This is a genomic window from Amedibacillus sp. YH-ame6 (genome assembly GCF_053848845.1).
On record NZ_JBSPEZ010000010.1, the window covers coordinates 1 to 26,422 of the forward strand.

At 35.2% G+C, this 26,422-nt stretch carries 27 protein-coding genes and 1 other annotated feature; of the genes, 23 read left to right on the forward strand and 4 right to left on the reverse strand.

The genetic code is table 11. From position 1 onward, the window contains the following. From ACWG0P_RS08060 to ACWG0P_RS08070, 3 genes are all read left to right on the forward strand, one after another. Window positions 1–241 (forward strand): dihydroxyacetone kinase subunit DhaK (locus tag ACWG0P_RS08060; RefSeq protein ID WP_455801287.1); only part of this gene is annotated, 241 nt, incomplete at its 5' end. A 1-nt stretch (window position 242) separates the two neighbouring features. Beyond that, the gene (gene dhaL, locus ACWG0P_RS08065) at window positions 243–878 is read left to right on the forward strand and encodes a dihydroxyacetone kinase subunit DhaL (protein ID WP_455801288.1); all 636 of its coding nucleotides are present in this window, start codon (window positions 243–245) and stop codon (window positions 876–878) included. A gap of 274 nt (window positions 879–1,152) precedes the next feature. Continuing rightward, on the forward strand, window positions 1,153–1,707 hold the full coding sequence (locus ACWG0P_RS08070) for a GNAT family N-acetyltransferase (protein ID WP_455801289.1): 555 nt from the start codon (window positions 1,153–1,155) through the stop codon (window positions 1,705–1,707). 144 nt (window positions 1,708–1,851) lie between these two features. On the opposite strand, the gene trhA is transcribed toward ACWG0P_RS08070, so the two are convergent. Continuing rightward, complete coding sequence (trhA, locus tag ACWG0P_RS08075; protein ID WP_455791617.1) at window positions 1,852–2,505, reverse strand: PAQR family membrane homeostasis protein TrhA; 654 nt, start codon at window positions 2,503–2,505, stop codon at window positions 1,852–1,854. A gap of 145 nt (window positions 2,506–2,650) precedes the next feature. Between trhA and ACWG0P_RS08080 the strand changes: the two genes are divergently transcribed. The 14 genes from ACWG0P_RS08080 (at window position 2,651) to ruvB (ending at window position 17,956) form a co-directional block, all read left to right on the forward strand. Continuing rightward, window positions 2,651–5,590, forward strand: a complete 2,940-nt coding sequence (locus tag ACWG0P_RS08080) for a chromosome segregation protein SMC (RefSeq protein WP_455801290.1) — start codon at window positions 2,651–2,653, stop codon at window positions 5,588–5,590. Next, complete coding sequence (gene ftsY, locus ACWG0P_RS08085; protein ID WP_455801291.1) at window positions 5,590–6,561, forward strand: signal recognition particle-docking protein FtsY; 972 nt, start codon at window positions 5,590–5,592, stop codon at window positions 6,559–6,561. Before ACWG0P_RS08080 ends, ftsY begins: the two co-directional genes overlap by 1 nt. Beyond that, window positions 6,554–6,868, forward strand: coding sequence for a YlxM family DNA-binding protein (ylxM, locus tag ACWG0P_RS08090; protein WP_455791622.1), 315 nt, complete (start codon window positions 6,554–6,556; stop codon window positions 6,866–6,868). The genes ftsY and ylxM overlap by 8 nt, the downstream gene beginning before the upstream one ends. A gap of 13 nt (window positions 6,869–6,881) precedes the next feature. Continuing rightward, window positions 6,882–8,072, forward strand: a complete 1,191-nt coding sequence (locus ACWG0P_RS08095) for an acetate/propionate family kinase (RefSeq protein ID WP_455801292.1) — start codon at window positions 6,882–6,884, stop codon at window positions 8,070–8,072. Between the two features lie 4 nt (window positions 8,073–8,076). Then, entirely contained in the window at window positions 8,077–9,030 is a 954-nt protein-coding gene (locus ACWG0P_RS08100) for a DHH family phosphoesterase (protein WP_455801293.1), read from the forward strand. A 119-nt stretch (window positions 9,031–9,149) separates the two neighbouring features. Next, entirely contained in the window at window positions 9,150–12,239 is a 3,090-nt protein-coding gene (gene dnaE / locus ACWG0P_RS08105; RefSeq protein ID WP_455801294.1) for a DNA polymerase III subunit alpha, read from the forward strand. Window positions 12,240–12,350: 111 nt separating this feature from the next. Next, window positions 12,351–12,424, forward strand: a sequence feature (ribosomal protein L21 leader region). Between the two features lie 17 nt (window positions 12,425–12,441). Beyond that, window positions 12,442–12,753, forward strand: coding sequence for a 50S ribosomal protein L21 (rplU, locus tag ACWG0P_RS08110; protein ID WP_455791630.1), 312 nt, complete (start codon window positions 12,442–12,444; stop codon window positions 12,751–12,753). A 1-nt stretch (window position 12,754) separates the two neighbouring features. Then, complete coding sequence (locus ACWG0P_RS08115) at window positions 12,755–13,069, forward strand: ribosomal-processing cysteine protease Prp (RefSeq protein WP_455801295.1); 315 nt, start codon at window positions 12,755–12,757, stop codon at window positions 13,067–13,069. A 2-nt stretch (window positions 13,070–13,071) separates the two neighbouring features. Beyond that, on the forward strand, window positions 13,072–13,356 hold the full coding sequence (rpmA, locus tag ACWG0P_RS08120; RefSeq protein WP_455791633.1) for a 50S ribosomal protein L27: 285 nt from the start codon (window positions 13,072–13,074) through the stop codon (window positions 13,354–13,356). A gap of 62 nt (window positions 13,357–13,418) precedes the next feature. Next, a complete protein-coding gene (gene obgE, locus ACWG0P_RS08125; RefSeq protein ID WP_455801296.1) occupies window positions 13,419–14,708 on the forward strand; it encodes a GTPase ObgE in 1,290 nt (429 codons plus the stop codon). 149 nt (window positions 14,709–14,857) lie between these two features. Further along, window positions 14,858–15,616, forward strand: coding sequence for an exodeoxyribonuclease III (locus tag ACWG0P_RS08130; protein ID WP_455801297.1), 759 nt, complete (start codon window positions 14,858–14,860; stop codon window positions 15,614–15,616). A gap of 87 nt (window positions 15,617–15,703) precedes the next feature. Further along, window positions 15,704–16,294, forward strand: a complete 591-nt coding sequence (locus ACWG0P_RS08135) for a hypothetical protein (RefSeq protein WP_455801298.1) — start codon at window positions 15,704–15,706, stop codon at window positions 16,292–16,294. Between the two features lie 69 nt (window positions 16,295–16,363). Then, window positions 16,364–16,945 (forward strand): Holliday junction branch migration protein RuvA, encoded by a 582-nt coding sequence (gene ruvA / locus ACWG0P_RS08140; RefSeq protein ID WP_455801299.1) that lies wholly within the window; start codon window positions 16,364–16,366, stop codon window positions 16,943–16,945. A 3-nt stretch (window positions 16,946–16,948) separates the two neighbouring features. Further along, window positions 16,949–17,956 carry a Holliday junction branch migration DNA helicase RuvB gene (gene ruvB, locus ACWG0P_RS08145; RefSeq protein WP_455801300.1) on the forward strand — a complete coding sequence of 336 codons (1,008 nt, stop codon included), beginning with the start codon at window positions 16,949–16,951 and terminating at the stop codon, window positions 17,954–17,956. Here ruvB and ACWG0P_RS08150 read toward each other — a convergent pair whose 3' ends face one another. Then, window positions 17,957–18,310, reverse strand: a complete 354-nt coding sequence (locus tag ACWG0P_RS08150) for a YrzE family protein (RefSeq protein ID WP_455801301.1) — start codon at window positions 18,308–18,310, stop codon at window positions 17,957–17,959. It lies immediately after the preceding gene. A 62-nt stretch (window positions 18,311–18,372) separates the two neighbouring features. Here ACWG0P_RS08150 and ACWG0P_RS08155 point away from each other — a divergent pair, with 62 nt between their 5' ends. Then, window positions 18,373–19,032 carry a DUF421 domain-containing protein gene (locus tag ACWG0P_RS08155; protein ID WP_455801302.1) on the forward strand — a complete coding sequence of 220 codons (660 nt, stop codon included), beginning with the start codon at window positions 18,373–18,375 and terminating at the stop codon, window positions 19,030–19,032. Here ACWG0P_RS08155 and ACWG0P_RS08160 read toward each other — a convergent pair. Further along, window positions 18,998–20,326 carry an oligosaccharide flippase family protein gene (locus ACWG0P_RS08160; protein ID WP_455801303.1) on the reverse strand — a complete coding sequence of 443 codons (1,329 nt, stop codon included), beginning with the start codon at window positions 20,324–20,326 and terminating at the stop codon, window positions 18,998–19,000. The two genes, ACWG0P_RS08155 and ACWG0P_RS08160, sit on opposite strands and share 35 nt — an antisense overlap. Window positions 20,327–20,441: 115 nt before the next feature. Here ACWG0P_RS08160 and ACWG0P_RS08165 point away from each other — a divergent pair, with 115 nt between their 5' ends. The 5 genes from ACWG0P_RS08165 (at window position 20,442) to ACWG0P_RS08185 (ending at window position 25,792) form a co-directional block, all read left to right on the forward strand. Beyond that, window positions 20,442–20,726: a post-transcriptional regulator gene (locus ACWG0P_RS08165; protein WP_455791646.1), complete on the forward strand. Its 285-nt coding sequence runs from the start codon at window positions 20,442–20,444 to the stop codon at window positions 20,724–20,726. An 83-nt stretch (window positions 20,727–20,809) separates the two neighbouring features. Beyond that, the gene (locus tag ACWG0P_RS08170; RefSeq protein WP_455801304.1) at window positions 20,810–22,417 is read left to right on the forward strand and encodes a single-stranded-DNA-specific exonuclease RecJ; all 1,608 of its coding nucleotides are present in this window, start codon (window positions 20,810–20,812) and stop codon (window positions 22,415–22,417) included. 60 nt (window positions 22,418–22,477) lie between these two features. Next, window positions 22,478–22,990 carry an adenine phosphoribosyltransferase gene (locus tag ACWG0P_RS08175; RefSeq protein ID WP_455801305.1) on the forward strand — a complete coding sequence of 171 codons (513 nt, stop codon included), beginning with the start codon at window positions 22,478–22,480 and terminating at the stop codon, window positions 22,988–22,990. 46 nt (window positions 22,991–23,036) lie between these two features. Continuing rightward, entirely contained in the window at window positions 23,037–25,235 is a 2,199-nt protein-coding gene (locus ACWG0P_RS08180; RefSeq protein ID WP_455801306.1) for a RelA/SpoT family protein, read from the forward strand. Between the two features lie 47 nt (window positions 25,236–25,282). Continuing rightward, window positions 25,283–25,792: a GNAT family N-acetyltransferase gene (locus tag ACWG0P_RS08185; protein WP_455801307.1), complete on the forward strand. Its 510-nt coding sequence runs from the start codon at window positions 25,283–25,285 to the stop codon at window positions 25,790–25,792. Here ACWG0P_RS08185 and ACWG0P_RS08190 read toward each other — a convergent pair whose 3' ends face one another. Continuing rightward, on the reverse strand, window positions 25,793–26,416 hold the full coding sequence (locus ACWG0P_RS08190; protein WP_455801308.1) for a type IV pilin protein: 624 nt from the start codon (window positions 26,414–26,416) through the stop codon (window positions 25,793–25,795). Window positions 26,417–26,422 lie beyond the last annotated feature (6 nt).

Here is a 26,422-nt window from a genome sequence, read left to right on the forward strand (position 1 = left end):
TGCTGTACTTGTATCTGGATTAGGGGCAACACCAGTCATGGAACAATATATTTATTACGATGAAGTAGAGAATTTAATGAGGGAAAAAGGCATTGTGGTATATCGAAGTTATGTAGGGAATTACTTTACATCATTAGAGATGAATGGAGTAACATTAACCGTGATGAAACTTGATGAAGAATTAAAAGAATGCCTTGATATGGAATGTGAATGCGTTGGTTTAACGCAGATGAGGAAATGATATGGAATACATAAAGAATGAGAACCAAGGAAAGATTGCGTTAGCCATATGTGAAGCCATACATGTAAATGCAAGTTATCTAAGTGAAATTGATGGAGCAACTGGTGATGGAGATCATGGAGTCAATATGAACAAGGGATTTTTAATGGCAAAAGAAAGACTAAGTGAAGAGATGAGCTTCACAGAGTCAATGAAAGTCATATCAAGAACCCTAGTGGAAGATATTGGTGGAAGCATGGGACCAATCTATGGGACAATGTTTTCAAAGCTTAGTAAGGCAACGAAAGGCAAGGATGAAATAAGTAAAGGAGTGTTATTAGAAGCATTCCAATTAGCATTACAAGGACTATGCGATTTAGCAGGTGCTAAGGTTGGAGATAAGACATTGATTGATACATTGAATCCAGCTATTGAAGCCTACCAAACATCCCTTATGGAAAATGCAACTTTCAAAGATGCATTATTAGCTCTTCAACAAGGAGCGGAATCTGGTAAAGAAAACACAAAGAACTTAGTCGCAAAAATAGGAAGAGCCGCTCGCTTAGGTGAGAGAAGCAGAGGGTTCTTAGATGCGGGAGCAACAAGCTGTTGTATTATCATAAAAACAATGGCGAATGAAATTAGTAAACAATTATAATTAGAAATAAACCCTTTCAAACACGCAAATGGAGCATATTGCTCCATTTTTAATTGGGGATTAATCGATATTATCGTTTTTTTTATTCACGAAAAAACTTGATTGTTTCAAAAACACTATATTGATTGTAATATCCAAATATTGTATTTCTTCATTTTACTACATATTTTCTACTGTAAGGATTCTTGTATGCTCTATGATATTGGAGTTGCTAGTGATGTTTGATAGTCGTATAATAACGCTATAAATAAATATTTTTGAAAGGAAAGAGCATATGAACATAAATATTATAAGTGAAAAGGATGGCTATTTCATCCGATTGGCTAAAGCTGAAGATATCACAAATTATTACGAACAAAATTTTAATCCTTTAGACAAAGAAGTTGCACGATTAACAGGCAGTAAAGAAGTGTTTACGAAAGAAGAAGTTACTTCCTTTTTCCTCAAATCTCTTGAAGATTCTGCTCGATACCTTTTTTTGATTATTGCACCTGATGGAAGCATTATAGGTGAAAGTGTAATCAATGAAATTGATTGGGATTTGCGCTGTGCTAATTTTCGTATTGGTCTCTTCCATAGGAATGTAAGAGGAAAGGGGATAGGGACTTGGGCCATAGAAGTTACCCGTGATTTTGCATTTGAGAAATTAAAAATACATCGTTTAGAACTCGATGTGTATTCCTTTAACCCGAGGGCAGAGAAGGCATATTTAAAAGTTGGTTTTAAGAGGGAAGGCGTTTTGAGAGATGCTGTTAAAGATGGTGATAAATATGCGGATGTTATATTGATGTCGATTCTAGAAGATGAATGGAGATCAATAAAGAAATAGAAGAAAGAAATGTAAGCAATCAATATAGCAAAGTACTATTAGTACTTGTAGATATTGGGGATATTCAAAGTTTTGACTCATGAAACGATTGTACAAAATAAAAGATCACTCTATTTACTAGGGTGATCTTATTTATAGGTTGTACTATAATGCAAATACGATAGCTAAGAAATGTAGAATACTAGCTAGGTTGATACAAATATGCCATATGGAATGGAAATATTTTTTTTGTGGTTTGGCATAAAAGAATGCGCCAATGGTATACATGACTCCACCTGCAACAATTAATACTAGAAATGAAACAGATGCTTTTTGAATTAGGGTAGGTAGAAACAAGATTGCTGTCCATCCCATAATCATATAAAGTGCCATTGATACTTTTGGATAACTCTTCTTAGCAATCGATTTCAATAAAATACCACCTAGTACTGCGCCCCATTCGATAAGTAAAATAACGAATCCTTGCCATCCACCAATTAGGGATAAAGCGACAGGGGTATAACTTCCAGCAATTGCGAACAAGATACAAATGTGATCCAATTTACGAAACACGTATTTGTGGTTTGTCCCAAAAGGCATACAGTGATAAATCGTTGAGACCAAAAACATAAGAAACAAAGATATAATAAAGATAGATACTCCACTTGCTTTTGTAGCTCCACCTTCGCTATAGGCATATATTGCTGTTATAGGCAAAGAAATCAAACATATGAATGCCATAATTCCATGGGTAATGCAATTCGCAACTTCTTCTCCAAATCCTAGACGGAACATATTGCGCATAGATTTTTCTTCCATTTATAATGCACCTCCAATTTTGTTTATTATTTTAACACAATCTTTATCAAACCACAAATATATGCTATACTATTATACGGTATATGCAAAAAATTCATGTTATATAAAGGATTCCTTATAGTGAATTTGGTGGAACGGAGGCATTATGTTTTTAAAACGTATAGAACTGCAAGGATTTAAGTCGTTTGCAGATAAATCCATCATTACATTCGATTCCGATGTTATTGGGATTGTTGGTCCAAATGGATGTGGAAAGAGTAATATCAATGACGCCATTCGCTGGGTGCTTGGAGAACAAAGTGTGAAGTCTCTACGTGGTAACAGCATGAGTGATGTCATTTTTAGTGGATCTACAGCACGTAAACCAGTCAATATGGCAGAAGTAACTCTTGTGTTTGATAATTCTCGTCATATGTTGGGCGTAGAATATGAAGAAGTGGAAGTTACTAGAAGATTACACCGTCAAAATAGTGAGGCTGAATATTTTATTAATAAAACACCTTGTCGTTTAAAGGACATTGTAAATCTAGTGATGGATACAGGATTAGGACGTGATTCTTTATCTATTATATCGCAGGGAAACATTTCTGCATTTGCGGATGCGAAACCAGAAGATCGACGTGCGTTGTTTGAAGAAGCTGCGGGAGTCGCAAAATATAAGAAACGTAAAAATGAATCTTTGTCTAAATTGAATCGTACACAAGAAAACTTGGCGCGTTTAGAAGATATTGTTTTAGAATTAGAACGTCAAGTAAACCCTTTGAAACGTCAGGCGAAAAAAGCAGAGATTTATAAAGAAAAGAAAAAAGAGTTGGAAGTCATTGAAGTAAGTGTGTTGGTCGATGAAATTGAAAAATTGAGTGAACAAATCGATACCCTAAAGAAAAAGGCATTTGATTTAGATTCACAAAAGGTAATGCATGAAACTACAATTCAAGTAGAGGATAATAAGAATAACGAATTACGTAATGAAATGTATCAATTGGATCGTGATATCAATCGTTTACAAGATGAATTTGCGAAATTAAATGAAGAGAGTCGTATTCTAGAAACTAGAAAGATCGAATTAGATGAAAAGCGTAAGTATGCATTAGAATTCGCGAGTAATGCGGAAAAGGCTAGAGAATTAAAAACAATGGTCGAGGAAGCACATTACGAATATGAAGATCGTGCAAAACGTTTGAAAGAGTTGGAAACAGATATTGCGTTAAGTAAAGAAAATCAAATCAAAGTAGATGGGGAATTGGCTGCTTGTACGCAAGAGAATGAACAAGCATCTTCTATTTTAAATCGATTGGAAAATCGTAAGTCTGTATTAGAAAACTTAGCAAGAGAACCATTCAACCATCAACAGGCTGTAAAGGCTGTTTTAGAAGCGAAATCAACCTTAGATGGTATATTGGGTGTGGTATCTCAGATTTTCCAACCACAGACTAATTATGAGACGGCTGTTTCTAATGCACTTGGTGGGGCGATGTATCATATCGTTACGGAAGATGAAGCTAGTGCACGTCATGCGATAACATTCTTAAAACGTAACCAATCTGGTAGAGCAACCTTTTTACCATTGACCGTTATGAAATCAAGAGGCATGAATAGAGAGCATGTGGTATTGGCACAAAACTGTGTAGGATACTTAGGTGTAGCGAGTGATTTCGTAGAAAATGAAGAAGCCTTTGATACATTGAAAGAATCTTTGTTAGGAAACGTATTGATCGTTGATAATTTAGTAAATGCGAATGAAATCGCAAAAGTATTAAGACACAATTATAAAATCGTGACACTTGAAGGTGATATCGTCAATAAAGGCGGTAGTATGACGGGTGGTAAAAACAAGAATAATTCAACACCGTTAACCATTCAAAAAGAACTTCAACAAGTACTATCTAGTTTAGAGGGACAAGCGTTGAAAGTAGATGGGTTACGAAATCAATTATATGCGCTTCAAAGTAAGAAAGAAAAGATTGCCTCTGAGCTTGTCCAAATGCAAATATCCAATGCACAATTGGATCAGATTGTAAAAGCAAAATGGGCGAAATATGATCGTTTGCGTGCGGATTATGAACAGATTGCACCAGATGAAGATTTAGAAGATACTGCGTTATTAGAAGATGACTTGGTTGTAAAACTTAGTTCCTTGCATTCTCGTTTGGATGAAATCTCAACTCTTACAAAAGGGAAACGAGAACGTCGTATGAAGGCGGGAAGTGATGTAGAACGTAAAGAAGGCGCAATTCGCCAACTACGTCGTGACTTAAATATTCTACAAAATGAACAACGTGATGTAGAAGTAAGTCAAGCCAAAGCAGAAACGAAACTTGAAGGTTCTTTAGAGCGTTTATCCACGACCTATGAGATGACATTTGAATATGCACAAAGTCAGAAAATGGATACGGATATTCAAGAAGCTCGTCACAGTGTTTCACTTTTGCGTCAAGAAATTGCGGCTTTAGGAAACGTGAATTTAGATGCTCCTGAAGAATATAAAGAAGTAAGTGAGCGTTATGAGTTCTTAACGAAACAGCGTGAAGACTTGATTCTTGCGAAAGATAAAATACTAGAAGCCATCGATGAAATGGATGAAATCATGGTGAAACAGTTCAAGGAAATGTTCGATAAAATAAATGCAGAATTAAATGATGTATTCCGTTCACTATTTGGTGGAGGAAAGGCTCGTTTGTTCTTAGTAGATCCTGAAGATATTTTGAATACTGGTATCGATATCGATGTACAACCTCCTGGGAAAACTGTACAAAATATTCGTTTGTTCTCAGGTGGAGAAAAAAGTCTTATCGCAATATGCGTTTTATTCTCAATCTTAAAAGCACGTACGATGCCACTTTGTATTTTTGATGAGGTGGAGGCTGCACTGGATCAAGCAAATGTGGAACGTTTTGCGAAATACATTGCGCAATTCCGTGGAGAAAGCCAATTTATAGTGGTTACACATCGTCCAGGAACGATGGCACAGTGTGATGCTTTATATGGCGTTACGATGCAACAAAATGGTGTATCACAATTGTTAAAGGTAAAACTACAAGATGCCATTAATTTGGTGGATAAAAAAGAAGAGGTGAGTGCTTAATGGGAATATTTTCAAAATTAAAAAAATCCTTTCAAAGTAAATCGGATGGAGATCGTTATCTTAGTGGGTTAGATAAATCAAAGAAATCATTTTCAGAGAGAATACGAAAACTTGCTTTGGGATTTACTGGAGTAGATGAAGAATTTCTTGAAGATTTAATGATTGCACTTTTGGAAGCGGATATAGGTATAAAGACTGCGCAAAAAATTGTGGATGAAGTTGAAAATAGAGCGATGGATCAAAAATTGAAGTACTTTGATGAAATCAGTGAATGTTTAGTCGAAGTAATGCGTGATATGTATGTATCGCATGAAGATAAAGAGTTTCAGAAAAACGAAGATGGTCCTACTGTTATTTTGATGGTTGGAGTCAATGGAAGTGGGAAAACTACAACTACTGCTAAGTTAACGAAACTGTTTCAAGAAGAAGGTGGCAAAGTTGTGTTGGCCGCAGCTGATACCTTTCGTGCAGGTGCCATTGATCAACTTGCGACATGGGCGCAACGTCTAGACGTTCCTTGTATCAAAGGAAAAGAAGGTGGAGATCCAAGCGCAACTTTAGTAGATGCTTGTCGATATGCAAATGAACAACATATGGATTATTTGATTGGAGATACCGCAGGCCGTTTACAAAACAAAGCGAATTTAATGAATGAATTAGGGAAAATGAAACGTGTCATTGAACGTGAAATTCCTGGTGCACCTCATGAAGTATGGTTGGTGTTGGACGCAACGACTGGACAAAATGGGATTTCACAAGCACAGATTTTCTTAGAAACTACAAATGTTACAGGAATCATCCTGACGAAGTTGGATGGAACTGCCAAAGGTGGGATTGTAATCGCAATACGTGATTTACTAGGTCTTCCAGTGAAATATATTGGACTTGGAGAGAAAGTTGATGACTTACGTCCGTTTGATATAGATTCTTATTTGTATGGAATGTGTGAAGGATTATTGACGCATGATTGATGAAATGCAACGCATGAATGCTCTTTTAGATGCATACGAAGTGTTGCTAACTGAAAAACAACAAAGCATCATGGATTTGTATTTTAAAGAAGATTTTTCATTATCTGAAATTGCAGAAGAACTACATATTACACGTTCCGCAGTGAACGATCATATCAAAAGAAGTTCACATATTTTAGAAGATTATGAAAAAAAGTTGAATCTTGTCTCACATTACGAGAAAAGAAAAGAGATTTATGGTAAAATAAAAGAAGTTGGTAACGAAGAAGTAAAGTTACTGATGGATGCTTTAGAAAACATGGAATAAATAGGAGGATATTATGAGTAAAATTATTTCTGTAAACGCTGGTAGTTCATCATTGAAATTTCAATTATTCGAAATGCCAGAGGAAACTGTATTAACAAGTGGTATTATTGAAAAAATAGGGTTTGAAGATGCCATTTTCACAATTAAGGTAAACGGAGAAAAAGTAAAAAAAGTATTACCAATCCTGAATCATACAAAAGCTGTTTCTTTGTTATTAGAAGCTTTGGTTGAACATAAGATTGTAAATACTTTAGATGAAATCACTGGTGCAGGACATCGTGCTGTACATGGTGGTGAAATCTTTAAAGAATCTGTTCCAGTAACAGATGATGTAGTTGAAAAGTTCTCATCTTTGAACGATTTAGCTCCATTACATAACCCAGCTGGTTTAATTGGTTATAACGCGTTTAAGAAACATCTTCCACAATGTAAACATGTATTTGTGTTTGATACTGCTTTCCATTCTACAATGCCGAAAGAGTCTTACATATATGCTCTTCCTATGAAATATTATGATGAATACAAAATTCGTCGTTATGGATTCCACGGTACTTCTCATATGTATGTATCACAAAGATGTGCGGAATTGATGAACAAAGATGTAAAAGATACAAAAATCATCACTTGCCACTTAGGTAATGGCGCTAGTATTACTGCGGTAGATGGTGGTAAATCAATCAATACATCCATGGGATTCACACCACTTGCTGGTGTTATGATGGGTACAAGATGTGGAGATATTGATCCAGCTATCGTAACTTATATTATGAAGAAAACAGGAATAACTCCAGATGAAATGGATGATATTATGAATAAACAATCAGGAATGTTAGGGGTAAGTGGAATTAGTTCTGATGCTCGTGACATAGAAGATGGATATCATGATGGAAATCCAGCTGCTGTATTAACTGCAGAAGTTTATGTAAACCGTGTAATTACAACTGTTGGTGGATACTATGCACAATTAGGTGGTGCTGATGCAATGGTTTTCACTGGTGGTATTGGTGAAAACGATACGAACATGCGTAAGATGATTTGTGAGGGATTAGAAAAAGCCTTCGGAATTAAATTGAACACTGAATTAAATGCTTCTAGTCGTGGTAAAGAAGTTCTTTTATCTACAGAAGATAGTAAAGTTCAAGTTTGGCTAATTCCAACAAATGAAGAATTAATGATTGCACGTGATACGTATCGCTTAATTTAAGCGTATGAATACGAAACTATTATTCGAGTGCATTGAAGCACATGATGTCATCACCATTTATCGTCATGTTGCACCAGATAGTGACGCTTTAGGTTCGCAGTTTGGTTTAAAACAATGGATTATGGATACATATCCTGAAAAGAAAGTATATGCTTTAGGGTATGAAGAGTGTTCAAAATCATCGAATTTCCCTGCAAGTGATGAAGTGAATGATAAAGAAATTGAAAATTCTTTAGCGATCATATTAGATACTGCAAATACGGGAAGAATCGATGATGGACGTTGGAGTAAGGCAAAATCTAGCATACGAGTGGATCATCATATCATTGTTGAAAAGTTCGCAGATCATGAAATTATTGAAGATATCTTCGGTGCCACATGTGAAATACTAGGTTTTATGCTAAAAGAGGAACATAAACAGGTTTCTGCCCAATGTGCGCAATACTTATACGGTGGTTTAATCGCGGATACTTTGCGATTTTCAATCGCTACAATAACATCTGAGACATTAAAGGTGGCGGCTTTCTTATTGGAGGCTGGTGCAAATGTCGCGAAAGCCAATGAGGAGAATTTCTCAACTCCAATGGTACAATTTCGATATGAGAATTATATTCGTTCAAATTTTAAATGGTTTGATGATTGTATAGCTTATATTATTGTGCATAAAGAAGATTATGAGAAATTTGGATTATCCTTCAACGAAGCTAAAGAAAAAGTATTTGTTCTTGGTGGTGTTGATGAATTTCAAGCGTGGGCACTCTTTGTTGAGAAAGAACGCAATGAACAAGGTGAGTGTGTTTATAACGGAAGTCTTCGTTCGAAAAATAAAACAATCAATGATATCGCAAACCGCTATCATGGTGGTGGACATCGCTTTGCATGTGGTGTAAAGGGATTGTTAGAAGCAGATATCAAACAATTATTAATAGATTTAAGTGAATGTGTAAAAGAACAATAAGCTCTGTGTAAAAAACAGGGCTTTTTCATTTGTTGTAAAGATGTGGTTGTGATAGGAATTCGATGGATAAGAGAAGACAGTACTGCTTCTTTATGATAAAATAAGTACGAGGTGTTGAGATGAGTGTCCACTTGCATGTTAGAAGTTGTTTTACATTATTACAAAGTACGATGACGATACAAAAAATCATTGATTGTGCAAAAGAACATGGCTATACAAGTGTTGCGTTAACAGATAAAAACGTAATGCATGGAGCGATGGCTTTTTATCATGCTTGTAAGAAAGAGGGGATCCATCCTGTCTTTGGAATGGAAGTGGATGTCAAATGGAACGATGGTATCTTTGGACTATTGTTGTTGGCGAAAAATGATGATGGTTATCAAAGTTTAATGAAGCTATCTACTCGTATCAATACGGATGAACATATTGCAATTCTTACATTAGAGGAATTGTTGCCATATACAAATGATTGTGTAGTAATTACCAATGGAGATCAAAATAATTTAGAAACTTATATTATACGCGAAGAAAAAGAACCACTTATAGAATATCTAAAAGAGTGTTCTCTATCGTTTTCTAATTTTTATGTATCCATTGCCCGTAATGACTCTGGATTATTGGCAAGTAAGAATCCATTTTTAAAATCCATTTGTAAAGAAATGGACATCTTAACAGTTGCACTTTCAAGAGTGTATTTTAAAAATGAACAAGAAGAAGAAAGCTATAAAACACTTTGTGCGATTGCACAAGGAGTATCTGTGGATGATAAAATGTTGAATTATAGTCCAAAGAGATATTTTCGCTCTATGCAACAAATGGAAGCATTATATGAGGAAGATGATTTAAAACGAAGCGATGAAATAGCATCTATGTGTCAGGTTAAGATGCAATTTGCTAAAGCTGTCCTACCTAAATTCCAAAACAAATATGATGTGACAAGCGAGGAGTTTTTACGTAGTTTGTGTCAAAAAGGACTTATGAAACGTATGGATTTCAAACAAATACCTACCGTTTATCAAAAACGTTTGGATTATGAATTGGATATCATTATACGTATGCAATATGCGGATTACTTTCTTATTGTATGGGATTTTATTCGTTTCGCAAAGACGAGAGATATTTATATAGGTCCTGGCCGAGGAAGTGCTGCGGGTTCTCTAGTTTCATATTGTTTGGGGATTACCCATGTGGATCCTATCAAATATGATTTATTATTTGAACGTTTTTTGAATCCAGAACGTGTGTCTATGCCGGATATCGATACGGATTTTCCTGATAATCGAAGAGATGAAGTTATTCAATATGTAAAAGAAAGATATGGAACACATCGTGTTTCACATATTATTACCTTTAATACACTTGCCGCAAAACAAGTGCTAAGGGATGTTGGACGTTCTATGAATATCAATATTCGAGAGATTGATACCCTTTGTAAAATGGTGCCTTATATGCCAAAGGTAACACTTGATTATACCTATCATAATGTTCCTCGTTTTAAACAAATGATCAATTCTTCCGATAAATATAAACAACTATTTATGGTTAGTAAACAACTCGAAGGATTGCCACGACATTCTTCTTTGCATGCTGCTGGAATTATTATGTCGAATGTTTCGATTGAAGAAGTGTGCCCATTGATTGATGTGGATGAAGGAATGTGTGCAAGTCAGTTTACCATGGAATATATGGAAGAACTAGGTTTGATTAAGATGGATTTTTTAGGGCTACGTAATTTAACGATTATTGATGATGTTGTTCGTCATATTCAAAAGGGTGCGAAAAAAGATTTTGATATCATGAGAATTCCTTTGGATGATAAGAAAACCTTTCAATTAATACAAGCAGTAGACACTATGGGTGTTTTTCAATTAGAAAGTGAAGGTATGAAAAATCTGATTCGTCAGATGAAACCACATTGTTTCGAAGATATTGTGGCGACAGTCGCATTGTTTCGTCCAGGACCAATGGAGAACATACCAGAATACTTAAAACGCAGAGAACACCCTGAAACAATCGATTATATTCATCCTGTATTAGAACCGATATTAAAACATACCTATGGTATCATGATCTATCAAGAACAGATTATGCAAGCGGCGCAAACCATGGCTGGATTTTCGCTTGGGAAAGCAGATAATCTTCGTAAAGCAATCAGTAAGAAAAAGGGAAGTGAACTTGTTAAACTTCAACAAGATTTTATTGATGGAGCTATACAAAAAGGATTTGAGAAACAAGTTGCAGAACATGTGTATGAGTTGATTATGAAATTTGCTAACTATGGATTTGGCCGTGCGCATTCTGTTGCCTATGGTATGATTGCGTATCAAATGGCATACTTAAAAGCAAATGCTCCTTTATATTTCTTTATGAGTTTACTAAATTCAGTGATAGGATCTGAAACAAAAACAAGTGAATATGTATTTGAGGCAAAGAAACGTAAACTTCAAATTCTATCTCCAGACATCAACTCTTCGAGTGGTACTTATGAAATTGAAGGTAATGCACTACGCTATCCACTTTTAGGAATTAAAGGAATTGGAAGTGCATTGTGTGTTCAAATCATAGAAGAACGAAATGAAAAAGGAAAATTCAAAGATTACTTTGATTTTGTGGCTCGTATGTGTGGTTATAAAATTAATAAAAAGATAATGGAAACTTTGATTTTTGCTGGAGCATTAGATTGTTTTAAAATTAACCGTGCAAGTATGATAGCCTCTTTAGATGATGCATTGCGTTATGGAGATTTGGTTAAAATAGAAGATGCAGATCAAGTGCTTTTTGATTTTGATTTAGTTTCAAAACCTGCGCTTATATCCATTAAGGAAAATAGTGCACTTCGTGCAGAGAAAGAAAAAGAAATGATTGGATTTTATTTATCAAAACATCCAATTGAAGAACTGCGTAGTAAGGTCAATGCAACGCTTCCATCCATCATATCTTTACATAACAAAAAAGGATATGTTAAATTCATTTGTATTCTTGAACGTATCAAACAACATCGAACAAAAAAAGGAGATTTAATGGCTTTTTTAATTGTTGCGGATGAAACAAGTAAATTTGATTTGGTATGTATGCCAAATCTATATGAAATCCACGCAGGAGAACTTGTGAAAGGGAATTACTTTTATGTGGAAGGTGTGATTGATGAAAAACGAGATAACTCTTGTTTGATCAAGAAAATTACCCGTATTGAAACACAGGAAGTATGATATAAGGGAGAATCTATAAAACTTTCTATTCATTTTTCATAGATGAATAAAATGAAAAAAACGTTGCGAATTAAAACGTTTTGTGGTAAACTAACTACGTTGTATGTCCTTTTGGATTTACAACCGCTCAGAAAAGGTACAAGAATGAGAAATCATCACCTTATATGGCGAGTCTTAAACAATATAGAAGGAGGTGCGATACATGTACGCAATTATCGAAACAGGCGGAAAACAAATCCGCGTAGAAGAAGGTTCTACAATCTTTGTAGAAAAATTAGACGTTCAAGAAGGTGACAAAGTTGTATTTGACAAGGTAGTAGCTTGTTCAGACAAAACAACTAAAATTGGAACTCCTTACGTTAAAGGTGCGAAAGTAAACGCAAAAGTTGAAAAACAAGGGAAAGCTAAGAAAATTATCGTTTATAAATATAAAGCGAAAAAAGGTAGCTCTCATCGTAAACAGGGACACCGTCAACCTTATACTAAATTAACAATCGAATCTATCGAGGCTTAATATGGTTAAGGTATCCATCAGACGCAAAGATTCTATCATTCGTGATATCACGGTTGTTGGACATGCGGATTCAGGACCACACGGTCAGGACCTTGTCTGTGCAGGGGTTAGTTCCGTTACATTTGGAATGATGAATGCATTGGATGAGCTGGTGAATGGTGCTTGTGATTTCAATATTAGCGAATCACAAATCAATATAAGATTACAACAAGAGAGCAAAGAAGCACAGATGTTGTTAGAGGCATATGTAATTCAACTGCGAACTCTTGAAGAAAATTATCAAAACAATATAAAATTAAACGATCAGGAGGTGTGATTATGAAATTTACTTTAGATATTCAGTTCTTCGCGTCTAAAAAGGGTGTTGGTTCTACTAAGAACGGACGTGACTCTGCTTCAAAACGTTTAGGTGCTAAGTTAGCTGATGGACAGTTCTGCAATGCAGGATCAATCATTTATCGTCAGCGTGGTACAAAAATTCACCCAGGAACAAATGTTGGTAGAGGTGGAGATGATACATTGTTTGCGACAGTAAGCGGTATCGTTAAATTCGAACGTTTAGGTAAAGACAAGAAAAAAGTTTCTGTCTACCCACAAGCGTAATGAAACAAATCCCCGACTAGGGGATTTTATTTTTGGATATCCTAAGATAGGAGGTATACCCAATGTTTATAGATAGAGTTAAAGTTCATGTTAAGGCTGGAAAAGGTGGCGATGGTATCGTATCTTTTCGCCGTGAGAAATATGTAGCTTTCGGAGGACCAAGTGGTGGTGATGGAGGAAATGGTGGGAATGTTGTCTTCATAGTTGATGAAGGACGTACAACCTTATTAGATCTTCGTTACCAAAAGAAGGTACTTGCGGAAAGTGGTGGAAATGGAAAGACCAAAAAGATGCATGGTGCTAGTGGAGATGACTTCGTTGTGAAAGTTCCTCAGGGAACGATTGTGAAGAATGCAAAATCTGGAGCGATTGTTGCGGATCTTACTCGTCATGGGCAAAGAGAAATCATTGCCAAAGGTGGGAAAGGTGGAAAAGGGAATTATCATTTCAAATCTAGTAAAAATACGGCACCACAATATAGTGAGCTAGGTGCGCCTGGAGACGAATTTGATATCCAGGTAGAGTTAAAAGTATTAGCCGATGTTGGATTGGTAGGATTTCCATCTGTTGGAAAATCTACGTTATTGTCAGTGGTGACAAAAGCAAAACCAGAAATCGCGGATTATCACTTTACTACGATTGCGCCAAATCTTGGAATGGTCCAAGTTAGTGATGGAAGAAGCTTTGTTATGGCAGATTTACCAGGGTTGATTGAAGGTGCAAGTGAAGGAAAAGGATTAGGACATCAATTTTTACGTCATATCGAACGTTGTCGAGTAATTTTACACGTTGTAGATATGGGGGCGAACGATGGACGTGATCCTGTTGAAGATTACCGTATCATCAATGATGAATTAGCAAATTATGAATACCGTTTGATGGAGCGTCCTCAAGTGGTACTTGCAAATAAGATGGATTTGGATGGAGCTCAAGAAAATTTAAAACGATTCAAAGAAGCTTATCCGGATATCGAAGTATTTGAGACTACGACCATTATTGCGGAAGGATTAGATCCTGTATTATACCGTGCTGCGGACTTGTTGGAAACAACACCACAATTCCCACTTTACAATGATGAAGAAGTGGATGAAGATGCAGAAGGTGTATTGTACAAATTTGAACCTGAAGCACCAGCCTTTGAGATTAAAAATCTTGGAAATGGTAATTGGGAACTCGTTGGAGAAGAAATGGAACGTTCTTTCAAAATGAGCAAACTTGATAATGAGGAAGACTTCATGCGATTCGCACGTAAAATGCGTAAAATGGGAATCGATGATGCGCTTCGTAAAGCTGGATGTCAAGATGGAGATATGATTAACATTTGTGGCATTGAATTTGAATTTGTAGACTAATACAAATCATTTGATAACTACCTACATAAAAAGGATTGAGATAATCCTTTTTTTTGTTTGAAAGTAAATGGAGTGCATTTAAAGTGGATATCACTGGTCATTTTATAGGAAATCCGCTATCATATATACTATAGATGGAGGTAATGAATATGAAAATGGTATCATGGAATGTAAATGGAATTCGAGCATGTATGACGAAAGGGTTTATGGATTTCTTTCGTGAAATAGATGCGGATATATTTTGTATACAAGAAACAAAAATGCAACCAGGACAATTAGAGATAGAAACACCTGGTTATGTACAATATATGAACAGTGCAGATAAGAAAGGCTATAGTGGAACAATGGTGTTTTCAAAACGCGAGCCATTAAGTGTTGTTTATGGCATTGGAATAGATGAACATGATCATGAAGGACGTGTGATTACATGTGAATATGATGAGTTTTATTTGGTATGTGTATATACTCCTAATTCAAAGGATGAATTGTTACGGTTGGATTATCGTATGGAGTGGGAAGATGATTTTAAAGCATATTTATTAAAGTTAAAAGAGAAGAAAGCTGTCGTACTTTGTGGTGATTTGAATGTAGCGCATCAAGAAATTGATTTAAAGAATCCGAAGACAAATCGTAGAAATGCAGGATTTACAGAGGAAGAACGAGGGAAGATGACGAGCTTGTTAGAGAGTGGGTTTATTGATTCCTATCGTTATTTATATCCAGATGTAAGAGAATGTTATTCATGGTGGAGTTATCGTTTCAAAGCTCGTGAAAAAAATGCTGGGTGGAGAATCGATTACTTTGTTGTATCTGATGATGTAAAAGATAACATAAAAGAAGCACACATTCATACGGATGTTTTTGGTTCTGACCACTGTCCTGTATCCATTGATTTAGATGTTAAATAAGAATGATTTTATCTTGCGTTGACCATATCGTAATCTTATGTTACAATTAAATAAGAAAAATAAGAAATGTAAGAAAGGGTCGATAATATGTTAATGCAAAGGAAATATCATATCTATGTAGATAAAAAAGTCCTGATGGATGATGCGTGTCTTTCTATGTTTGAAGAACTTGCGGCAAAACATCGTGCTATGTATGTATACCTTCATGATATTTGGGAATTAGAAGAAGTAAAAAATCTAGAACAATACGGTTATGTTTGTGATGTTGTGTATGGAGTAACTATGGAAAGTGCTGTGCAAAGCAACGTGATTAGCAAAGGACAAAATGTAAAGCAGGTATTACTATTGCATGGTGGAGAAGGTGTATATCATAAACCATTTGATATGGTTGGTATAAATTATGAAGGAAACGTGGATTTAAATCGCTTCCTAGAAGAGAAAAGCAAAGAAATAAAACATAAAAGAAGAATTGTACTTTCCATACTGGCGTTATGTATTTTATATTTTGTTATTTATTTCCTTAATTTAGATTCTATGCCTCCCTTTATGGTAGAAGGCTGGATAGCGTTCTTGTTTGCACTCATACCTGCACAGGTGTTTATTATTACATTGTTCTATGGACTGTATTGTGGTGCAATCAGTTGGAGCTTCTTAGGAGAATTGCTAGATTTGGTTTAAATGAGCGAACAGTGCTTTTGCACTGTTTTTCTTTTATGTTCCATGGTAAAATATAAAAGGTGATGAAAAATGATAGCATTTATTAAAGGAATTATACATAGTTATAGCAACGATTCATTGATCATAGAAAATAACGGGATTGGATATCGTGTTTATATTAGTAATCCAACGGTTGTTTCTTTGCAAAGTGAAGTGATTTTATATACTTATCAACATGTCCGGGAAGATGCCATAACGTTATTTGGGTTTACTTCCATGGAAGAACATGATCTTTTTTTACAGCTTATTTCTGTAAAAGGTGTGGGTCCTAAAACGGCTTTGAGTATGTTAGCAGTTTGTCCTGTGAAAAAAATGGTGGAGGCAATCGAAAATAATGATGTAAAATTATTGAAGACACTTCCTGGTATTGGCGCTAAGAGTGCCTCTCAGATTGTTTTAGACTTAAAGGGGAAACTAGTAGAAGAAGTAGTTGAAATAGAAGTAAAAGAAAATGCAGAGTTAGTGGATGCATTAGAAGCATTGAAAGCACTTGGGTATAAGAATGCTGAAATCAATAGCATTAAAAAAGAATTGAGTAAACAATCTGATCTAAATAGTGATCAGTATATTCGTAGTGCTTTAAGTATGCTTGCGAAAAGAAAAGGAGTTTAGTAGATGGACAGAATGGTCTCGGCAGAAACACAAAACTTTGATGATGAAGCTACTCTTCGTCCTCAAACGCTACGTGAATATATTGGACAACGTCAGCTGAAAGAGAATTTGAACGTGTTCATTGAAGCCGCAAAACAAAGAAATGAAGCATTGGATCATGTATTACTGTATGGTCCTCCAGGGTTAGGAAAAACAACGTTATCCTATATTCTTGCCAATGAAATGGGAGGAAGTATCAAAACAACAAGTGGACCTTCTATTGAAAAAAGTGGAGATTTAGCAGCAATTCTTTCAACTCTTCAAGCTGGGGATGTGTTGTTTATTGATGAAATTCATCGTCTTCCTAAGCAAGTGGAAGAAGTATTATATCCTGCAATGGAAGATTACTGTATTGATATATTAGTAGGGAAAGAAAGCAATACCACTCGTGCTATTCGTTTAGAGCTACCTCCCTTCACACTGGTAGGAGCCACTACACGTGCGGGTGATTTAACCGCGCCTTTACGTGATCGTTTTGGGATTGTTTCGCAATTAGAATTTTATGAAATGGAAGAATTGCAACAAATCATTTCAAGAACATCTCGAGTGATGGATACCGAAATAGAGGAAGAAGCGGTATTGGAAATTGCACTTCGTTCTCGTGGAACTCCACGTATTGCGAATCGTTTGTTTCGAAGAGTTCGCGATTTTGCGCAAGTTATGAACGATGGCATTATTTCAAAAGAAATTGCGGCTATGGCTCTTGATAAACTAAAAGTTGATCATTTGGGACTAGATAATGTTGACCATAAATACTTAAAAGGAATCATTGATCGATTTAAAGGTGGGCCAGTTGGTTTGGATGCATTAGCTAGCAGCATTGGTGAAGAAACGATGACACTAGAAGATGTGTATGAACCTTACTTATTGCAGATTGGTTTTATCAACCGTACTCCTAGAGGGAGAATTGTCACAGAGAAAGCTTATCAACATTTAGGGTATAATATTAATGAAGGTCTATTTTCAAAATAATTATGATTTATGCTTTGTAGTATAAATAAATAAACATACTGCCATATAAGAAAGAAGTTTGCTAAGGACTTCTATATATCCTAATAAGGTATGTTCACATAAGAGTAAAGCAGGAATACATACCGCAAGCAATACTAGAAAAGCGTTGAAAAGCGCTTTTTTTTCTATGCATTTCCCAATCCAAAAACCACCTGCACCAAATGCTAGAATTCCACTGATCCAATTTAAGATATGAAACGTGTTTGTTTGAATTACATTAAAATAGTATAAAGAAGCAAAAACAAGCGAAAATAACATTGTGAGTATCAATACGATGGCAATTGATTGTACATATATTTGAACTTTGTTTTTCATGAATGTTCACCTCAGTCAATTGTATGAACGATATAGGAAAACTATGCAGGAGGAAACAGAAAATGAATACCTATTTTATTTTGATGAGTAAATGCTTTGTGGTGTATTTCGTAATCATCTTATCCTTACGTGTCATGGGAAAAAGAGAAGTTGGAGAGTTATCGGTATTTGATATTGTTATCTACCTTGTTATGAGTGAGTTGTTGGCTTTATCAATTGCGGAAACAAAGGAAAGTATTATGAAATCCTTAGTTCCAATTTTTACCTTGGCAATTATGCAGATAGCAATTTCTTGGATATTACTAAAAAGTAAAAAGATTCGAGATATATTTGATGGGAAATCCGTCATCTTAATTCATAATGGACATATCAATCAGGATAAGATGAAAAAAGAGCGTTATAATATCGATGATTTAATGTCACAAATTAGAAGCAAAGACTTATGCACACCAGATGAAGTAGCCTTTGCAGTATTGGAGAATAGTGGAGAGTTAAGCATCATTCCAAAAAAACAATGTAAAGTGAAACATCCAGATCCTTTAATCAACGATGGTATTGTAAATAAAGATGCTTTAGCTGATTTGAAATACGATGAAACTTGGTTAGTTGAATCTTTGAAGAAAGAAGGGATTGATGATATTCATGATGTTTTTTTATGCATGTATCAAAAAGATGGGTTTTATGTGATTAAAAAGGAATTGGGGAAGAAGCAGTCTTCTTAACATCCTGATGAAGTGCTACACCAAGTCGCAAAGCGTGTGTGATTGTTGTTAATAGCATTCCAAGAACCAATCCTATAAATAAAGATGTATTGCCTAAAAGTGGTGTTAAAAAGAAGACACAGGATAAACGAGCAACGGATCCTAATAAGGTATCAAGTACAGTTTTTTTACTGCGAGATAATGCATGCAACATACTGGATAAGGGAGCTTGTAAGGAGAATAAGGCAAATGGCCAAGCAAGTTGTTTTAGAATATGAGCTCCTCTGGTGTTATGATAAAACAACGTTAATAGTTCTTCGTTATAAAAATAACAAGCAAAGCTACAACATATTCCAATGAAGAAACAACAACTTATAATCACGTTGAACAGTTTCTTAGCATTTTTTATATCTCCACGAGAGTAATGATACGTAAAGGAGGGCAATAAAAAGTTGCTTAAGGTAACTGTGATAAAGGAAGGCATTGTGATAATGGGCAACACATAACCGTTTAATTGTCCATATGCAGATATCATGGAACCAGCCGCAATACTACTTAATCCCATGACCATAATGATGGGTTCGAAGAAGTAAGTCAAAGAGCCAATAAGTCTGCTTCCGGTCATGGGAAGGGATACACTTAATATCTCGTAAAATGAAGAACGATTTAAATCTAGGAACAAATGTGGGATACGTGATAACGTATGTTTTTTTATACGTATAGAACACAACATAAACAACATACTGATGACTTCACCTACCGTTACAGAGATCATGGCGTATTGTGCCATTTGAATGGCGCTCATGTCAGGGTGTAAACTAAAGACCACAAATAAAAAAATAATGCGAGCTAATTCTTCGAAGATTTGTGAACTGGTTGCCTGTATGTGTTGCTGTATTCCATATAAGTATCCTTTGAGAAGACCTGATATAGTGACAAAGGGAATGAGAGGGAGGATGGCGTAGAGTACAGGTTTGATTTCATTTTGTTTCAATACGTATTGTGCTAACATGGGGAGAATGATTAAGAACGACAAAATAATAACTACATTGTTTAACACAGATAATAAGATACTTACTTTCATGGATTTATTAGGAGTTTTGCTTTGTGCAATTACCTTTGATAATGCAGTGGGTATACCCATTTGCGCAAGCGTAATGACAAACACCATGGTGGGTGAAGCTAGGGTGTAGTAATTCATTGCTTGTTCACTTAAGGTTCTAGCTAACATAATACGCACAATAAATGACAAAATTTTTGCGATAACAGAGACAATAATTAAAAGTATGGTGGATCGTATAATGGTTTTCTTCATGTAAGATACCTACTCTTTCTAAAATGTAAAATATATCAAAAATGTAAATATAGTTTCATAACGCAAACACAAAAATACATGCTATAATACTTCATATGAAAGTGAGGGGTAACGTATGAGTAATGCGAATGAATTTGATGAAAAATATATCCGTTTAGCGATTACCCTGAAAGCAAATGAGCTTCGACGGGAATTGTCTTCTTTAACATATGAACATATAGAAAGTACACTTGAAGGAAATTGGAAAGTGCGTAAACCTGAAAGTATACATAAAGCATTAGATGATATCAATTCACTTACGGTTGGTGAAGTGGTCGCTTATTTATCAACACAGGCAGTGATATTAGGTTCTAAGATGAAACTTCATGATTTTGAAGATATGTTTGAAGTGAAAGCATAAACTACAGGTACTACCTGTTTTTTTTCGGTCTTTTGTTTCGTAATATGGTGTAAATTGTGATATGATTACAAACGGTGATAATTATGAATATAAAAGAATTAGATTTCGAACGATATAAAGAAATAAAAGAACGCTTTTCACTTTCTTCTCTTTGCGCAAAGGTGCTTGCATCGAAGCAAATGAGTGATGAAGAAATTGAAGAACATCTTCAAGAAAAGGTTCTTATAAATCCTATGCTGGCAAGTGGTATGAAAGAAGTAGTAGATCGTATCTATTTGGCAAAGGTAAATAAAGAAAAAGTTTTGGTTTGTGGGGATTACGACGCGGATGGAATATGTGCTACTACCATACTTGTTGATGCGTTAAATAAGTATGGCGTAGATTGTGGTTTTTATATTCCGAATCGATTCAAAGAGGGGTATGGACTTCAGTTACATACAGTAACCATGGCACATGAAAAAGGGTACACATTACTCATAACAGTAGATAATGGTGTGAAGGCATTTGATGCGTTAAAAGAAGCAGAAAAGCTTGGACTTGATGTCATCGTAAGTGATCATCATTCCATGGATGAGGAATTTCCATGTTTATATTTGTTGCATCCAGAACACATGGGAGATGATTTTTCATTCCTAAGTGGAGCGGGTGTTGCTTTGGAGATATCGCGCGCTCTTTTAGGTGAGATTAAAGAACATGTGGTACTCGCTTGTGTGGCATCTATTGGTGATGTTATGCAACTACGAAAAGAAACAAGAACGATTGTAAAGTTGGGTATTTCTTATTTAAAACAAGGAGTATGTCTACCAGTACAAATGTTGGCTTATGATCGCTATCCTCAATGGGATGAGATGATGATTGCCTTTCAAATCGTCCCAAAGTTAAATGCAACTGGACGTTTGGCAGATATGGCAAATGCGAATAATACTGTTCGTTATTTGATGTCATCAAATCGTGATGATATTATGAATATGTCGAAACAGATTCATAACTTAAATGATCAAAGAAAGGTTATGAGTGATGAAATGGTCGATGTGGCAAGGTCACTGGTGCATGATGAATATCGTTTCCAATTACTCTTTCATGATTCTTTTCACGAGGGTATGGCAGGAATTGTAGCGGGTAAACTACAAGAAGAGCTACATCAACCTGTTATGGTTGTTGCACAGAGTGAATCTACTTTTAAGGGTAGTATTCGAAGTGGTAATTTATTAGATTTGACCACATTTTTTAATGATTGTATGAAAGAATTGAGTGCTTATGGTGGTCATCCAGCAGCTGCAGGTATTGGATTTTCATATGAGAAAAAGCAGGTTATCCAAGATTATGTAAATAATAAAATGAAGGATGTTGAATTACATGAAGAAAAGATATATGAAGTGATTCCTGTATCCATTGATGAATTATCTATTCAAGAAGTAGAAAGTCTATCTAGATTAGCTCCATTTGGAAATGGGTTCGAAGAACCATTGTTTTATTTAAAAGATGTACCAATTGTTTCGATGAAGGCATTAAGTCAAGGTGCACATGCGAAATGGGTGATTAATGATACATGTGAAGCGATGTATTTCCGTTGCCAAGACGCGCTCACAAGACTTGCGGATCATAAACAAATCAGCTTCCTAGGCAATCTTAGGGTAAACACCTTTATGAAGCGTAAGAAAGTTAATATATTTGTTTTAGAAGCGCGATAAGATAATGCATTTTAATGAAGAATTTGATATAATAAGTAAATAAGTACAGGAGGAAGTACCATGAATTTAAAAGAGTATATTGCAGATATTCCTGATTTCCCAAAGGAAGGTATTCTGTTTCGTGATGTAACACCATTGATGGCGGATGGAAAGGCATTTAAAGAAGCTTGTGATCGAATGATTGCATTTGCAAAAGAAGTTGGTGCGGATGTAATTGTAGGCCCTGAATCAAGAGGGTTTATTTTTGGATGTCCTGTTGCATATGAATTAGGGATTGGATTTGTACCAGTTCGTAAGCCAGGAAAACTACCTCGTGAAACGGTAAGTGTTTCTTATGATTTAGAATATGGAAGTAATGAATTGCATGTTCATAAGGATGGTGTTACCAAAGGGCAAAAAGTTTTAATTGTTGATGATCTTTTGGCAACTGGTGGAACTGTAGAGGCTACCGTTGAAATCATTCATCAATTAGGCGGAGAAGTAGTAGGTTGTGCTTTTTTAATTGAATTGTCAGATTTACATGGCAGAGATTTATTAAAGGATATCAATATATTATCCATTATGACGTATTAAAATAAAACAAGAGGATTTCCTCTTTTGTGAAAGCGAGGTGAAAAGTATGGTTAGCACAAATGTTGTAACATTTAGTGAATTGTTGTTAGAGATAAAGAAGTATATCAAAAAAGATGAAAACATTGATTTAATTACTAGAGCATATTTATGTGCTGAAAAAAATCATACTGGTCAATATCGTAAAAGTGGGGAACCATATATCATCCATGCGATACAAGTAGGATATATATTGGCAATGTTGAGAACTGGTCCTAAAACAATTGCGGCAGGTTTTCTTCATGATGTAGTAGAAGATTGTGATGTTACCATACAGGAAATCACTGACTCTTTTGGTGAGGAAGTCGCTTCGCTTGTAGAATCTGTTACTAAAATTGGTGCTTTAAAGTTCAAAGATGAAAAAGAGTATTTAGCTAGTAATCATCGAAAGATATTTATTGCGATGGCAAAGGATGTACGTGTTATTTTGATTAAATTGGCAGATCGTCTGCACAATATGCGTACATTACAATACATGAGTGAAGAGAAACAAAAGAAGATTGCTTCTGAAACCTTGGAAGTATATGCTCCAATCGCTCATCGTCTTGGTATTAGTGACATCAAGAATGAATTGGAAGATTTATGTTTTCAATATTTAGATAATGAGAAATACTATGAAATCGCAAAACTTGTTGAGAAACGAAAAACAGAACGCGATGAACAAGTAAAACATATGATTTTTGATATTTCTAGATTGATGGAAGAACATCAGTTAAAGTATCGTATATTTGGTCGCTCAAAGCATTTGTATAGCATTTATAAGAAAATGATGACAAAAAATAAACGATTCGAAGAAATCTTGGATTTACTTGCGATTCGTATTATTACAGATTCAGATACTGCTTGTTATGAAATTCTTGGGTACATTCATGCGAAATACCGTCCGATTCCAGGACGCTTTAAAGATTATATCGCGATGCCTAAAGTAAATATGTATCAGTCTTTACATACTACTATTGTGGCAGAAGATGGAAATATCTTTGAAGTTCAAATCCGAACAGAAACAATGGATGAAATCGCTGAACAAGGTATCGCAGCACATTGGCGTTATAAAGAAAATAACGGAAAAGAAATTCATCAAGAAGAAATCGAAGAACAATTGCACTGGTTTAAAGATTTCAGTGTTATGAGTGATGAAGTGAATGACGATGCTATGGAATATATGAATTTGCTTCAAAAGGACATTTTTGAGGCAAATGTATATGTTATGACTCCAAAAGGAAAAGTCATTGCGTTACCGAATGGTTCTACTCCAATTGATTTTGCATATCGTGTGCATACTGAAATTGGACATCATACTGTTGGATCTACTATCAATGGAGTTCTTATGCCTTTGAACTCAAAATTAAAGACAGGAGACGTCGTTAGTATTCGTACAAGCAAACAATCTCCTGGGCCAAGTGAAGACTGGATAAAAATAGTGAAGTCTGCCCATGCTCGTAATAAAATACGATCCTTTTTCCAAAAACAAGAAACTGAACGTCGTACACTGGATGTGAAAAAAGGTGAGGAGATGTTGGAAGATGAGTTGAAACGTCGTAATTTAGATATAGATACTTATAAAGATGTAAAGAAAATCGAAAATATCGCAGGTTCTTTGAGCTTTAATTCTTATCAAGATTTAATGTATGCAATCGGTGTAAAACAAGTGTCATTACCTGCGGTGATTGAACGCCTCGTGAAACATAAAGTAAGCGTACCATTGGATAACGAAGTTTTAGCGAAACTTTTTAATCGCCAACAAGATCGAAAACGCAAGATTTCTCAAACTGGAATTCACATTGAGGGAATTGATTCTATGAAAGTATCACTGGCTGCTTGTTGTTGCCCTGTTCCTGGAGACGACATTGTTGGTTATATTAGTAAAGGACAGGGTGTTAAAGTACATCGTGCGGATTGTCCAAATATTATACATGAAAAGAAACGTTTAATCGATGTTGACTGGGATGAAAATTTAGAACAGAAAACATATGAAGTAAAGTTAATTGTGAATTCTACTGATCGAAATTTCTTGTTGAGCGATATTGTGACCGTGGTTTCACAATGTAAAGCAGGACTTCAACATGTAGATTCAACAGTGGAAGCAGATGGAATTAGCGCTACGACAAAAATGACAGTTGTTGTAACTAATGCTGCACACTTACAAACATTGATTGCTAATTTGCGAAAGATAAATAGTGTTCAATATGTAGAACGTGTTGTTTTATAAAGATATGAGCAAACACTCATATCTTTTTTTGAAAGGAAATAAGGGATATGAAAGATCATAAATTATATATACGGCAGGCTTTTGATAGTGATGTAGAGGGAATAGAAGAATTGTATCGTGCAAGAGTGTTGTACAATGATGCTCATCGAATGCATCAATGGAATATTGAAGATGTTACTTGGGAGGAGTTATCCAAGTTATACACTATATCTGATTGTTATGTTGGAATATATGATGGACACATTGCGAGTGCTATGATGCTCGTGGATGAAGATGTATTATATTGGCCATCTGCTTTGAAAGGGGAGTCTTTGTACTTGCATAAATTATGTGTACATCCAATGGATGCTGGGAAGGGTTTTGCGGATCAAATGATTGTTTACTTTAAAGAGGTTGGAAAACAAAAAGGATATCTACAAGTAAAACTGGATGTAAGAGAGCATAAGAAAAAACTAAGAGAAATGTATGAAAGAAACGGTTTTCTCTTAGTTTCTATAATTCAAGTTCATGAAAAATTTTGTACTGCTTTGTATGAAAATAAAACGAAGGAAATTTGATTAACTAAGGGCTATGATAGGAGCCTGTGGTTCTAACTTGCTAAGTGATTCAAAAATCTCTTCCATACTTGAATACACATACATTTGATCATTAAGCATGGTGACGATACATCTTACATCAGAAGTTTTATTGTTCATAATGAAGATGGAAACTTTTGTAATAGTATGTGTGAGCTTTGTGTCATCGTATTGCCAACCATTCAGAGTTTTATTATTAACAATTTTAGGAACCATATCATCAAATTCTACATCTATAGAAACGATTGTATAATCTTCAGGGAAAGTTACGTCAATGAGTCCGTCCGTAATCGCTTTTATCGGTTTTAGTTTTGATGGATCCGCAAGTGACCCTGCAAATAAACTCTTGAAATGAATAATAGTTTTTTCGTTAAATTCTTTTCCTGCTTTTGTTGTTGGATTTTTCAACATATACTCTTCCATATATGCGGTTGCTTCTACATTTGTACCTCTTGCAGAAACTAGAAATCTAGCTTCTTCAGCTTTTTTTACATAACCTAAGATGGAAGGAATAGCGATTGCTAATAATATTCCCATGATCACTAACACGACGATAATTTCCATTAGGGTGAACCCTTTTTTTCCTTTTATTAATTTATTTATCATATTTTC

Excerpts from the sequence above, each read along its gene's own strand:
- ACWG0P_RS08135 (WP_455801298.1), top strand. The coding sequence starts at position 15,704 with ATGTTAATGCAAAGGAAATATCATATCTATGTAGATAAAAAAGTCCTG.
- ACWG0P_RS08190 (WP_455801308.1), bottom strand. The coding sequence starts at position 26,416 with ATGATAAATAAATTAATAAAAGGAAAAAAAGGGTTCACCCTAATGGAA.
- dhaL (WP_455801288.1), top strand. The coding sequence starts at position 243 with ATGGAATACATAAAGAATGAGAACCAAGGAAAGATTGCGTTAGCCATA.
- ACWG0P_RS08130 (WP_455801297.1), top strand. The coding sequence starts at position 14,858 with ATGAAAATGGTATCATGGAATGTAAATGGAATTCGAGCATGTATGACG.
- ACWG0P_RS08155 (WP_455801302.1), top strand. The coding sequence starts at position 18,373 with ATGAATACCTATTTTATTTTGATGAGTAAATGCTTTGTGGTGTATTTC.
- ACWG0P_RS08080 (WP_455801290.1), top strand. The coding sequence starts at position 2,651 with ATGTTTTTAAAACGTATAGAACTGCAAGGATTTAAGTCGTTTGCAGAT.
- ACWG0P_RS08180 (WP_455801306.1), top strand. The coding sequence starts at position 23,037 with ATGGTTAGCACAAATGTTGTAACATTTAGTGAATTGTTGTTAGAGATA.
- ACWG0P_RS08185 (WP_455801307.1), top strand. The coding sequence starts at position 25,283 with ATGAAAGATCATAAATTATATATACGGCAGGCTTTTGATAGTGATGTA.
- rplU (WP_455791630.1), top strand. The coding sequence starts at position 12,442 with ATGTACGCAATTATCGAAACAGGCGGAAAACAAATCCGCGTAGAAGAA.
- ACWG0P_RS08170 (WP_455801304.1), top strand. The coding sequence starts at position 20,810 with ATGAATATAAAAGAATTAGATTTCGAACGATATAAAGAAATAAAAGAA.
- ACWG0P_RS08150 (WP_455801301.1), bottom strand. The coding sequence starts at position 18,310 with ATGAAAAACAAAGTTCAAATATATGTACAATCAATTGCCATCGTATTG.
- ACWG0P_RS08095 (WP_455801292.1), top strand. The coding sequence starts at position 6,882 with ATGAGTAAAATTATTTCTGTAAACGCTGGTAGTTCATCATTGAAATTT.
- ACWG0P_RS08160 (WP_455801303.1), bottom strand. The coding sequence starts at position 20,326 with ATGAAGAAAACCATTATACGATCCACCATACTTTTAATTATTGTCTCT.
- ylxM (WP_455791622.1), top strand. The coding sequence starts at position 6,554 with ATGATTGATGAAATGCAACGCATGAATGCTCTTTTAGATGCATACGAA.
- ruvB (WP_455801300.1), top strand. The coding sequence starts at position 16,949 with ATGGACAGAATGGTCTCGGCAGAAACACAAAACTTTGATGATGAAGCT.
- ACWG0P_RS08070 (WP_455801289.1), top strand. The coding sequence starts at position 1,153 with ATGAACATAAATATTATAAGTGAAAAGGATGGCTATTTCATCCGATTG.
- obgE (WP_455801296.1), top strand. The coding sequence starts at position 13,419 with ATGTTTATAGATAGAGTTAAAGTTCATGTTAAGGCTGGAAAAGGTGGC.
- rpmA (WP_455791633.1), top strand. The coding sequence starts at position 13,072 with ATGAAATTTACTTTAGATATTCAGTTCTTCGCGTCTAAAAAGGGTGTT.
- trhA (WP_455791617.1), bottom strand. The coding sequence starts at position 2,505 with ATGGAAGAAAAATCTATGCGCAATATGTTCCGTCTAGGATTTGGAGAA.
- dnaE (WP_455801294.1), top strand. The coding sequence starts at position 9,150 with ATGAGTGTCCACTTGCATGTTAGAAGTTGTTTTACATTATTACAAAGT.
- ftsY (WP_455801291.1), top strand. The coding sequence starts at position 5,590 with ATGGGAATATTTTCAAAATTAAAAAAATCCTTTCAAAGTAAATCGGAT.
- ACWG0P_RS08100 (WP_455801293.1), top strand. The coding sequence starts at position 8,077 with ATGAATACGAAACTATTATTCGAGTGCATTGAAGCACATGATGTCATC.
- ruvA (WP_455801299.1), top strand. The coding sequence starts at position 16,364 with ATGATAGCATTTATTAAAGGAATTATACATAGTTATAGCAACGATTCA.
- ACWG0P_RS08175 (WP_455801305.1), top strand. The coding sequence starts at position 22,478 with ATGAATTTAAAAGAGTATATTGCAGATATTCCTGATTTCCCAAAGGAA.
- ACWG0P_RS08165 (WP_455791646.1), top strand. The coding sequence starts at position 20,442 with ATGAGTAATGCGAATGAATTTGATGAAAAATATATCCGTTTAGCGATT.
- ACWG0P_RS08115 (WP_455801295.1), top strand. The coding sequence starts at position 12,755 with ATGGTTAAGGTATCCATCAGACGCAAAGATTCTATCATTCGTGATATC.